Consider the following 12348-nt stretch of genomic DNA (forward strand, 5'->3'; position numbering starts at 1 on the left):
TCATGAAAGCAAATCAACTCGATATTCTTATTGTTCCTGGCTACAAAGGATCTGGTCCAGATCATTGGCAAACACGCTGGGAAAAAAAATTGTCGACAGCCAGCCGCATTGAACAACTCCATTGGTCAAAGCCTGTTTGTGAAGAGTGGGTTAACAAAGTTAAAACCGCCATCGCAAAAGCTCAAAGGCCTGTTATGCTTATTGCTCATTCATTAGGAGTTCCCAGTGTTATTCATGCAACTGTACAAAATACAGAAAAAATTTGTGGCGCATTCTTTGTTGCACCTCCAGATGTCGCCAATGAAAAAATACGTCCCAAACATTTAATGACATTTGGCCCCTATCATCGCCAAAAGCTTCCTTTTCCTTCTATTGTCATAGCCAGTCGCAACGATGAGTTTTGTCAATTTTCAGTAGCAGAAAAAATTGCCAATGATTGGGGATCACTCTTTGTTGATGCTGGGTATTCTGGCCATATTAACGCAGAATCCGGACACGGACCTTGGCCTGAAGGGCTTATGGTCCTCTCTCACTTTCTTGCAAAAATTTGATCCAAAAGAGGTGATCTTCTTTCTCATCGCTTATGTATCTTCACCTTTGGGTAAACGTGTAATGATAAAAATTATAAAAGTATCATAGCAATATCATTGAGAAATTCTATCAATTAGGATAGTATCATTTATCAATGTTATTAAAAACCTCTCAAGATAAATAGAGAATCATGATGAATCGTCGCCACCGTATTTATGAAGGCAAGGCTAAAATTTTATATGAAGGACCTGAACCAGGGACTTATATTCAATTTTTTAAAGATGATGCAACTGCCTTTAATGCAAAAAAACATGAAATTATCGACGGAAAGGGGGTTTTAAACAACCGAATTTCGGAACATATTTTTAGCCATCTTGGACGTTTGGGCATCCCAACACATTTTATCAAACGTATAAACATGCGCGAACAGCTTATTAAAGCGGTGGAAATCATTCCGTTGGAAGTTGTTGTTCGCAATGTTGCTGCTGGCTCTCTTGCTAAGCGTTTAGGACTGGAAGAAGGAACCCCGCTTCCGCAATCCATCATTGAATTCTACTATAAAAATGATTCTCTCGATGATCCTATGGTAACGGAAGAACATATCACAGCTTTTGGGTGGGCTGTCCCACAAGAGATAGAAGATATCATGCAACTTTCAATTCGTATTAATGATTTTCTTTCTGGGCTTTTTGCCGGTGTTAACATCCAATTAATTGATTTTAAAATGGAATTTGGTCGCCTGTGGGAAGATGAAACGATGCGCATTGTTCTTGCTGATGAAATCTCTCCTGATTCTGCACGACTATGGGATATGCACACACAAGAAAAAATGGATAAAGACCGTTTTCGTCGTGATATGGGTGGGCTTATTAATGCCTATCAAGAAGTTGCCAAACGTCTTGGTATTATGAATGAAAATGAACCAACACGACCAAGTGGTCCCGTTCTCGTAAAGTAAAAACAAGGTAAAAAAATATCACCTTATATAAATACCCCTCTTCAAAGGAGAGGTTCTTTTAAAAAGCAGGAAGCAAAAAATGAAAGCACGCATTACAGTTACTTTAAGAGAAAGCGTTCTTGATCCACAAGGAGAAGCAATTGTCGGTGCTTTAAAAAGTTTAGCTTTCGAAGGCATTCAATCCATTCGTCAAGGAAAGGTTTTTGATATTGTTCTTGATGAACTACCTTCTGAAACCGCAAAGAAAAAACTTGAACAAATGTGTGAAGAGTTACTCGCAAATACTGTCATTGAAAATTATACAATCGAACTTTTTTAAGTGAAACGCTCATGAAAACTGCCATCATTCAACTTCCTGGATTAAATCGTGATCGAGATATGGTTGCAGCATTACATCATATAACGGGAGTTGAGCCACTAAAAATTTGGCAAACAGAAACAACAATTCCAGATGTAGATGTTATTATTATTCCTGGTGGCTTTTCCTATGGCGACTACTTAAGATGTGGTGCGATTGGAGCGCGAACTCCCGTCTTAAAAGCCATTCGTGAAAAAGCACAAGAAGGTACGACAATTATAGGTATCTGTAATGGATTTCAAATTTTGTTGGAAGCAGGATTATTACCCGGTACTTTAATGCGTAACGCTTCTTTAAAGTTTGTTTGTCGTGAAATCAAACTTGAAGTCGTCAACGCCAAGACAAAATTTTCTCGATATTATTCTAAAGGACAAATTATTCGTTGTCCTGTTGCCCATCATGACGGAAATTATTTTATTGATAGTGAAACATTGAAACAAATGGAAGACAATGAACAAATTGTTTTTCGCTATGCAGAAAATACAAACCCGAACGGCTCAATGAAAGATATTGCTGGTATTGTTAATAAAGCTGGTAATATTCTTGGTATGATGCCCCATCCTGAAAACTTTATTGAACCCGCCCATGGAGGTACTGACGGTCGTTTACTTTTTCAAAGTGCTTTAGAGTTAGTAAATGGATAATGCTGCAAAAATACTCGCGCTCCATAATTTAAAAAACAAGGATTTATACCATTTCTCGCATCGTAAATCTATAAACAAAGCTCTTCACAAACAACAATGGATATTATTTTCTAAACACATAATTATTTAAGACCATTTTTAGTCTTAAATCCCACCAAACAAACGGACAAAATCTTCAGCTTACTGTCTATAAATATTTTTATTATTAAACAACATTATTGTTTATAATATAAGCTGCTAGGTTAAAAAAATAAAAATGCTAAATTTCGATTAATTTGACGGATAAATACTCATGAAGCCTTGCAATAACATCACTATTACACCAGAACTCATTGCACAACACGGGCTAAAAGAAGATGAATATCAACGTATCCTAACGTTAATTGGTAGAGAACCAACATTTACTGAACTAGGAATTTTTTCTGCAATGTGGAACGAACATTGTTCCTATAAATCATCTAAAAAATGGCTAAAAACTCTTCCAACAGAAGGAAAATGTGTCATCCAAGGACCTGGTGAAAATGCTGGTGTTGTCGATATTGGAGAAGGACAATGTGTTGTTTTCAAAATGGAAAGCCATAACCACCCTTCTTATATTGAACCTTATCAAGGTGCAGCGACAGGTGTTGGTGGTATTTTACGTGATGTATTTACAATGGGAGCCCGTCCTGTTGCTGCTATGAATGCATTGCGATTTGGTGCTCCTGATCATCCACGAACACGCCATCTTGTTTCTGGTGTTGTTTCTGGAATAGGTGGTTACAGCAATTCTTTTGGCGTTCCAACGGTTGGTGGAGAAGTAAATTTTGATGAGCGTTATAATGGCAATATCCTTGTTAACGCTTTTGTCGCCGGTATTGCAAAGACAAACGCCCTTTTTTATTCTAAAGCGCAAGGTATTGGACTCCCTGTTGTTTATCTTGGTGCAAAAACAGGACGTGATGGTGTCGGTGGAGCAACAATGGCCTCTGCTGAATTTGATGATTCAATCAGTGAAAAACGCCCAACTGTTCAAGTAGGTGATCCTTTTACAGAAAAATGTCTCCTTGAAGCATGTTTAGAGCTCATGGAACTTAGAGCCGTGGTTGCTATTCAAGATATGGGAGCCGCAGGACTCACCTCTTCTGCCGTTGAAATGGGAGCAAAAGGAAATTTAGGGATACAGCTTAATCTCGATACAGTTCCTGTTCGAGAAGAAAACATGACAGCCTATGAAATGATGCTTTCTGAAAGTCAAGAGCGTATGCTCATGGTCCTTAAACCAGAACTAGAAAAGCAAGCAGAAGCAATTTTTCATAAGTGGGGGCTACATTTTTCTATCATTGGGAAAACAACCGATGATTTACGTTTTCGTGTATTTCATCAAGGGGAAGAAGTTGTCAATCTTCCCATCAAAGAGCTTGGTGATGAAGCGCCTGTTTATGATCGTCCTTGGAGTGAGCCGGCAAAAAAAACACTCTTGAAAGCAGAAGACGTCAAAAAAGTTGAAAATCTTGGTGATGCGCTTCTGACCTTATTGAATTCCGCTAATCAAAGTTCACGGCGATGGGTTTATGAACAATATGATACCCTTATCCAAGGAAATAGCCTTGTTTGTCCAGGAGGTGATGCAGGCGTTATCCGTGTAGGAAACAACAGCAAACGTGCTCTTGCTTTTTCTTCTGATGTAACACCTCGCTATTGTGAAGCAGACCCTTATGAAGGGGGGAAACAAGCTGTCGCAGAATGCTGGCGAAACATTAGTACGACAGGTGCAACACCACTGGCTGCTACAGATAATCTCAATTTTGGTAACCCTGAAAAACCTGAAATTATGGGACAGCTGGTTTTTGCTATTAAAGGTATAGGAGAAGCTTGTAGAATCCTCGATTTTCCTATCGTTTCAGGCAATGTTTCTCTTTACAATGAAACAAATGGGGAAGCCATTCTTCCAACCCCCACAATTGCTGGGGTAGGTCTTCTTAATGATTGGTCTAAAATGGTAACAATAAGTGGTATGCAAAATGGAGATATTCTTGTTTTAGTAGGAAATTGCGGCTCCCATTTAGGACAATCAATCTATGCACGTAACATTTTAAATATTGATGCAGGCGCCCCCCCCCCCTGTAGATTTACAACTTGAAAAAAAGCATGGTCAATTTGTTCGAGATGTCATACATCGTGGTTTTATTCACGCCGCCCATGACCTTTCTGACGGAGGATTAGCGATAGCACTTGCTGAAATGGTGATTAAAGCAGGTAAAGGAATCAAAGTAAAATTAAGCAATAAATCACCCCATCATGCAGAACTTTTTGGAGAAGACCAAGGACGTTATCTTTTAGCCGTCAAACCTCACTCTCTTAATAGTCTTAAAGAGCGTGCACAAATCAATACAGTTTCTTTAACAGAGCTAGGTCAAGTCGAGGGTACTTCCCTTAATATAGATGGGATATTAACACTTTCAGTAGACAAACTCACAAAAGCCTATGAAAACTGGTTTCCACAATTTATGGGTGAAGAATAAAAATTGTTTTTTCTCTTAAACAGCCTTTATAAAAAAATGAACAACATAGGAGAATAATGATGGCAATGAGTGCCCATGCAATTGAAACGCTTATTCGTGAAGGCATTCCTGATGCTACTGTAACAATTCGTGATCTTGCTGGAGATGGGGAACATTATGCTGCAGAAGTTATTTCTGAAAGTTTTCGTGGTAAAACCCGTGTTCAACAACATAAAATGGTCTATGATGCCCTTAAAGGCAATATGGGAAATGACCTTCACGCCTTAATGTTGCAAACAAATGTCCCAAAATAATCTAAAATTTTTTCTTGCATTCACACATTTAATACGATTAAAAGCAGTATGGATATAAATTACACACTGATAAAAATCTGAAATATCGAGGGATAAAAATGACCACTGTTCATGATTTTATTGACAACGAAATTAAAACAAACGACGTCATTTTATTCATGAAAGGAACACCTGACGCTCCGCAATGCGGGTTTTCAGGACAAGTGGTTCAAATCCTTGATTATTTAGGATTGAATTATAAAGGGATTAATATCTTAACTTCTAACGAATTGCGTCAAGGGATTAAAGATTACTCAAATTGGCCAACAATTCCACAGCTTTATATCAAAGGTGAATTTATCGGAGGCTGTGATATTGTTAAAGAGATGTTTCAAAACAATGAGTTACAGGAACTTTTGAAAGAAAAAAATATTCCCTGTAATCAATCATAGGTATCTTTCATTTTATTCAGACTCTTAAAAAGAGCTGTTTTCAGACGAAATTTTTATTTCAAGGATGCCATATGTCATATTCAGTCGATGAACAAACGCATAGAGATGCGATTAGAAACAAAATTGGCTATAAAGAATTTGTTATTCTTATTGCTTCGCTTATGGCTATTAACGCTATAGCTGTTGATATTATGCTGCCAGCTATGCCCAATATTTTAGACGGCTTAAATGTTCTCAATGAAAATGATCAACATTATATCATTTCGAGTTATCTTATTAGCTATGGCATTGCTCAAATATTTTTCGGTCCAATAAGCGATAGGTATGGACGACGTAAACTTATTCTTCTCGGGCTTGCTTTCTATTCATTTACGGCGATTGGCTGTGCCTTTGTAACTGATTTTTCTCTCTTGCTTATTTTACGTATCTTGCAAGGTATTGGAGGGGCTGCTATGCGGGTTCTTACAGTTTCCGTCGTACGTGATCTTTACAGTGGTCGAAAAATGGCAGAAGTTATGTCTATTGTTATGATGGTTTTTCTTGTTGCACCAATGGTTGGTCCCGCAACAGGACAGATCATTTTACTGCTCGGACATTGGCAATATATTTTTATTTTCATGGCAATGATTGGTTTAGGACTGATGATTTGGATTCAACTGCGCTTGCCTGAAACTCTTTATACGCAACGCTCTCTTTCCTTTTTTTCAGTTAAACACAACTTATGGATTGTAATAACCAATCGCACAACACTTTGCTATACACTTGCAACTTCCATTATTTTAGGCTGTATCTTTACCGCCGTTAATACATCACAACAAACATATGAAGGGATCTATAATCTAGGACTTTGGTTCCCTATTGCTTTTGCAGTTGGTGCTGCATTTCAAGCTCTATCATCATTCTTTAACTCTCAACTCGTTGGACGCCTTGGAATGCGGCGTATTGCTCATACTATGCTTTTGCTCTTTTGTGCCGCTTCATGCATTTGGTTTATTGGGTCCATCTTAGCAGGTGGTGTTATCCCTTTTCCTTTTTATATGACGTTATATTGTATATTAATGTTTACCTGCGGTGGTATTATGGCCAATTTCAATACACTCGCTCTTGAACCTGTAGGAGAAATAGCTGGAACAGCTTCTTCTGTATCCGGCTTTCTTCAAACATCTATCGGTGCAGGACTTAGCTTTTTTATTGCCCAACAATTTGATGAAACAACCATCCCAAACTCAGCAGGATTTTTCTTTCTGAGTCTCACTGCCATACTTCTCGTCTTATGGGCTGAACGTGGTCATCTTTTTAGACAATATCATAGTAATCCTAACGAATAAATATTACTATGAAAGATTAATAACATCTCTCTTGAACAATAAGAAACAATAAGAAGATAAACCTATCAGACAAAATAAAACATCTCCAAATAGAACACTCTTGTGTTAACATTCACATTGTTTGTTTAAAGGTACAGCTCTCGAAATATCAAATCATTTCACGACAGCACCCATAAATGGTATAATGTAAAAAAACAAACATACCTATTGTTGCAACAACTCTTGTATGTGAAACGGTTTATTAAAAAATATTTTTATTCTTTTCTTCAATAGTTTTTATGAAGACGGGCTGGTCTCTCATCTCATGATAGGCAAACAAACAGTTTTGATTGATTTAACCTGAACAAGATCGAAATAAGAGAAAAACTTACGCTTTAGGTCTTTCTTTCAATATAAAAAATAATAAATTATCCTTATAAATTAATATCTTAAACAATCATAAAACTATAGGGAATTTTCCCCATTTATAAAATACATTTAATTAATAAATTTTCCTGATTTTGGAAATCCTTTTGGAACCAAACGCCCAACTCCCGCACGCGTTCCCATCCATTCAAAGAGATCGTCCGCCTGACGGTTAAAGATTCGTTCAGCTGTATCTTGCCAACTTAAGCCTTCTGATAAATTAAAAGTCTTGGCATCAACAACACCACCTTCTTTATAACGCTGTAAACGAACACCTTTACCGCGATTCATTTCTGGTATTTGTTCAATAGAAAAAATAAGCATTTTACGGTTTTCACCAACTACAGCCACATGATCACCATTTACCGGAACACAAAGCTTTACCTTATCAGGAGCTTTCACATTCATCACTTGCTTTCCTTTTCGTGTATTGGCGATCACTTCTGCAGAAGAAACAATAAAACCATTACCGTGAGATGAAACCAAGAGCAATTTTTCCTCGGCGCGATGCACAAAAGCTGTGAGAACATCGTGCTCATCATCCATATCAACTAAAAGACGAATAGGTTCACCATGTCCCCGCCCTCCAGGTAAACTATTTGCACCAATAGCAAAAAACTTTCCACCCGTACTGATCAGCACAATCTTGTCGGTTGTAAATGCCGGAAATGCTAACTTTAAACTGTCTCCTTCTTTAAAAGAAAGCGCTTTATAATCGGTCAAATGTCCCTTCAAAGCGCGCATCCACCCCTTTTCAGAAATAACAATAGTAATCGGTTCTTTTTCGATCATTGCTTGTTGAATATCATCAAGATCATGTCTTGGTGCCTCTTCAAACGTCGTACGTCTTTTCCCCAAGAGTGTTTCAGGACCAAAAGTGTTTCGAACTTTTTTGATTTCTTCTGAAATTATTTTCCACTGTTTTATAGGAGAAGCTAACAAATTCTGTAGTTTTTCTTTTTCAGCTTTCAAACTTTCAAATTCTTTACGAATTTCAAATTCCTCAAGTTTACGCAAAGAACGCAAGCGCATATTAAGAATAGCTTCAGCTTGATTTTCTGTTAATTCAAACCGATTAATCAGCTTCTTTTTCGGTTCATCCTCTTCACGAATAATCTGAATGACCTCATCGAGATTTAAATAGGCAATAAGATATCCATGAAGAATTTCCAATCGGCTATCAATTTGATCAAGCCGATAATGAGAGCGACGAATAAGCACTTCTTGACGATGTTCAAGCCATTGCTGCAAACTTTCTCGTAAAGAAAGAACATTGGGTATTTTTCCCAAAGACAAAACATTCAGATTGAGGGGAAATCTTACTTCAAAGTCAGTCAATTTAAAAAGAGACTCCATAAGGAGCTCCGGATCAACCGACCGATTTTTAGGAACCAGCACGATTCTGATATCTTCTGCTGATTCATCTTGGATATCCTCAAGCATTGGCAATCGGCGTGCAAGCAATAACTCTGCTGTTTTTTCAATAAGACGTGACTTTTGAATCTGATAGGGAATTTCAGTCACAACAATCACATAAGAACCACGGCTACCAGGTTCCTGATGCCAACGTGAACGCAAGCGAAAGAATCCACGCCCAACACGATAGGATTCCTCAATACTTTTTTTAGGTTCAACTAAAATTCCCCCCGTCGGAAAATCAGGACCAAGAACGAATTGATTTAATGCCTCATCATTTACATCGGGATGCGCAATCAAATGGAGTGCTGCATCACAAAGCTCAGCAACATTATGGGGTGGAATAGATGTTGCCATACCAACAGCAATACCAGAAGAACCATTTGCTAAAAGATTAGGGAAAGCTCCTGGTAAAACAACCGGCTCTTCATCTTCCTCATTATAGGTTAAACGAAAATCAATAGCATTCTCATTAATTCCTTCAAGTAACAATGCAGCCACTTCAGTCATACGTGCTTCCGTATAACGCATGGCAGCAGCATTATCACCATCAATATTACCAAAATTGCCTTGCCCATCAACCAACGGATAACGAACAGCAAAACTTTGAGCCAAGCGCACCAAGGCATCATAAATAGACGCATCCCCATGAGGATGAAATTTTCCCATGACATCACCAACAATCCGCGCACATTTCGCATAAGACTGTCCAGGATTTAGTTTGAGAAGACGCATCGCATGAACAATCCGCCGGTGGACCGGCTTCAATCCATCACGTACATCAGGCAATGCACGGTGTGTAATCGTAGAAAGTGCATAAGCCAAATAACGTTCCTGTAAAGCAGAGCGTAATTCTATTGGTTCAATATGTTCTTTATCAAAAGGTAAATTCATTTTATCAGACATAGTATTAAAACAACAATTCCCACAATAATAAGAAATTATCTTATAGGATTTATTTAGTGAAATCTTCTATGAGTCGACTTTTTTATTAAAAGTCAATTACATAAAAACAAACGCTGCAATTAGAACATGAACAGAAAATTATATCAATTTGAAAAATTTATACATGTCCGTCCCCCTTGTCCTAAGTAATTTATTGAAAGCTTTGTCAAATCCGACGATAATTAACTGCCCACAAAGAGCTATTTCATCCTTTCTGGAATGACAAAAGCACCTTTCAAACATCATCTTTTATTATAAAGATAAATTGTATAACAATCCCCTTCAGTTTTTCTATGAAAAACTAAAAAATATTCAAAACTTATGAAATTTAAACTTTTTAGAGTAAGTCCATAGAATGGAAAATCACATTATTTTCATAAAAACGAAGAGACACAATTCTCTGCTACAACGTTGTAAAAACTTCAATAAAAAATAAATAATATATTAACACATAAAGATAATTCATTTTTTTCAACTAAAATGAGACTCCCGAATATTATAGAGTTCTTTCATTCTAATTTATTCATGATCAAGCAATCATAATCATTTCCTCACCTATCACAAGTGGAAGAGCCACTATAGAAACAAGGAATAAAAATGCCTCGTAAAGAATCAACACAATAGCGTTTTTACCTATCTAAATTTCACAAACAGCCACACACACCGATGGCTCTTGAAAGGCATCAAAACTTCACTCTACGTAGAAAAGATGAAAACAATCCATTATCAACTTTATGAGCTATTTTTGTGAGTAGGAGCCATGCGGATTCCTAAATCACGTAATTGTGTAGGAGAAACATCAGACGGAGCACTCATCAAAAGATCAAGCGCCTGTTGATTCATAGGAAATAAAGCAACTTCACGCAAATTTTTAACACCTTGCAACAGCATAATGATGCGGTCAATTCCCGCAGCCATACCACCATGTGGTGGAGCCCCATAATGGAATGCACGATAAAGACCACCGAAACGATCTTTCACAACTTCCTTAGAAAGTCCTACAAGTTCAAAAACTTTAAGCATCATTTCTGGTAAGTGATTACGAATTCCACCTGATGCAATTTCATAACCATTGCAAACAAGATCATATTGAAAAGCTTTAATAGTAAGAGGATCTTGACAGGCAAGGGCATTTTCTCCCCCTTGAGGCATGGAAAAAGGATTATGTGCAAAATCAATCTTTTTTTCATCTTCATTCCATTCAAAAAATGGAAAATCAACAATCCACGCCAAAGAGAAACTATCTCTATCAAGAAGATCTAATTCTTCCCCTACCCTTGTGCGTGCTGCTCCGGCAAAAGATGAAAACTTTTTTGGATCGCCAGCTACAAAAAAACAGGCATCCCCACTTTCAAGCCCAAGCTGTATACGGATTGCTTCAGTCCTCTGTTCACCAATATTTTTGGCAATAGGCCCTGCTCCTTCAAATTTTCCTTCTTCTTCACGCCAAAAAATATAACCGAGCCCTGGTTGCCCCTCACCTTGTGCCCATACATTCATACGATCACAAAAAGCACGACTTCCACCCGTTTTAGCTGGAATAGCCCACACTTGAGCATTCTCATCATTCGCTAAAATTTGAGCAAAGACTTTGAAACCAGAGTTATAAAAATGCTGAGAAACATCTTCCATAATGATCGGATTCCGGAGATCAGGCTGATCAGAACCATATTTTTGCATTGCTTCATCATAGGAAATGCGAGGAAAGCTTTGTGTCACAGTCTTTCCATCTGCAAATTCTTCAAAAATAGAACGCATAATAGGTTCCATAGTTGCTAAAACATCTTCTTGCTCAACAAAACTCATTTCAACATCTAATTGATAAAATTCACCAGGAAGACGGTCGGCCCTTGGATCTTCATCTCTAAAACATGGAGCAATCTGAAAATAACGATCAAAACCTGACATCATCAACAATTGTTTATATTGCTGTGGCGCTTGCGGTAACGCATAAAATTTTCCCTGATGAACACGACTTGGAACCAAAAAATCACGCGCTCCTTCCGGCGATGAAGCTGTCAAAAGTGGCGTCGTAAATTCCGTAAAACCATTATTTTGCATAGCCCGTCTCATAGCCGCAATAATTTCAGTCCGACGCATGATATTTTTGTGCATAGTCTCCCGACGCAAATCAAGAAAACGATATTTTAATCGAATATCTTCTGGATAATCAGGCTCACCAAAAACCGGTAAAGGAAGCTCATCAGATTTTGAAAGAATTTCTACCTCTTGTGCAAAAATTTCAATCTCACCTGTTGGAAGCGTTGCATTAATAACCTCATCAGAACGAGCACACACCTCCCCATCCACACGAATAACCCATTCAGAACGCACTTTTTCAATAACTTTAAAAGCTGGTGAAGCAGGATCAGCAACAATTTGTGTGATTCCAAAATGATCACGTAAATCCACAAAAAGAATCCCTCCATGATCACGAACACGATGAACCCACCCCGAAAGACGAACTTGTGTTCCTACATCACATCTACGAAGAGCCGCACAATGATGACTGCGATAACGGTGCATGTTTTTTAC

9 protein-coding genes and 1 pseudogene are annotated in these 12348 nt (G+C 37.8%); 8 read left to right on the forward strand and 2 right to left on the reverse strand.

Translation table 11 applies throughout. The features are described 5' to 3' along the window. The first annotated feature begins 2 nt into the window (after positions 1 to 2). The 8 genes and pseudogenes from ACFILD_RS04745 (at position 3) to ACFILD_RS04780 (ending at position 7047) form a co-directional block, all read left to right on the forward strand. Entirely contained in the window at positions 3 to 551 is a 549-nt protein-coding gene (locus ACFILD_RS04745) for an RBBP9/YdeN family alpha/beta hydrolase (protein ID WP_375611547.1), read from the forward strand. A gap of 173 nt (positions 552 to 724) precedes the next feature. Beyond that, complete coding sequence (gene purC / locus ACFILD_RS04750) at positions 725 to 1489, forward strand: phosphoribosylaminoimidazolesuccinocarboxamide synthase (protein WP_273791179.1); 765 nt, start codon at positions 725 to 727, stop codon at positions 1487 to 1489. Between the two features lie 79 nt (positions 1490 to 1568). Next, positions 1569 to 1808: a phosphoribosylformylglycinamidine synthase subunit PurS gene (gene purS, locus ACFILD_RS04755; RefSeq protein ID WP_273791180.1), complete on the forward strand. Its 240-nt coding sequence runs from the start codon at positions 1569 to 1571 to the stop codon at positions 1806 to 1808. Between the two features lie 11 nt (positions 1809 to 1819). Next, a complete protein-coding gene (purQ, locus tag ACFILD_RS04760) occupies positions 1820 to 2491 on the forward strand; it encodes a phosphoribosylformylglycinamidine synthase subunit PurQ (RefSeq protein ID WP_273791181.1) in 672 nt (223 codons plus the stop codon). A 292-nt stretch (positions 2492 to 2783) separates the two neighbouring features. Then, positions 2784 to 4995 (forward strand): annotated as a pseudogene (gene purL / locus ACFILD_RS04765) (phosphoribosylformylglycinamidine synthase subunit PurL). Positions 4996 to 5054: 59 nt separating this feature from the next. Then, positions 5055 to 5288 (forward strand): BolA family transcriptional regulator, encoded by a 234-nt coding sequence (locus ACFILD_RS04770; protein WP_273791183.1) that lies wholly within the window; start codon positions 5055 to 5057, stop codon positions 5286 to 5288. Between the two features lie 98 nt (positions 5289 to 5386). Continuing rightward, on the forward strand, positions 5387 to 5719 hold the full coding sequence (gene grxD / locus ACFILD_RS04775; protein WP_375606638.1) for a Grx4 family monothiol glutaredoxin: 333 nt from the start codon (positions 5387 to 5389) through the stop codon (positions 5717 to 5719). A gap of 71 nt (positions 5720 to 5790) precedes the next feature. Continuing rightward, positions 5791 to 7047 carry a multidrug effflux MFS transporter gene (locus tag ACFILD_RS04780; RefSeq protein ID WP_273791185.1) on the forward strand — a complete coding sequence of 419 codons (1257 nt, stop codon included), beginning with the start codon at positions 5791 to 5793 and terminating at the stop codon, positions 7045 to 7047. Between the two features lie 477 nt (positions 7048 to 7524). Here ACFILD_RS04780 and parC read toward each other — a convergent pair whose 3' ends face one another. Next, positions 7525 to 9774 carry a DNA topoisomerase IV subunit A gene (gene parC / locus ACFILD_RS04785; RefSeq protein WP_273791186.1) on the reverse strand — a complete coding sequence of 750 codons (2250 nt, stop codon included), beginning with the start codon at positions 9772 to 9774 and terminating at the stop codon, positions 7525 to 7527. A gap of 771 nt (positions 9775 to 10545) precedes the next feature. Then, positions 10546 to 12339: an aspartate--tRNA ligase gene (aspS, locus tag ACFILD_RS04790; protein WP_375637467.1), complete on the reverse strand. Its 1794-nt coding sequence runs from the start codon at positions 12337 to 12339 to the stop codon at positions 10546 to 10548. Positions 12340 to 12348 lie beyond the last annotated feature (9 nt).

Origin of the sequence: Bartonella sp. CL162QHHD (genome assembly GCF_042195435.1) — a bacterium.
Lineage (GTDB): Bacteria > Pseudomonadota > Alphaproteobacteria > Rhizobiales > Rhizobiaceae > Bartonella.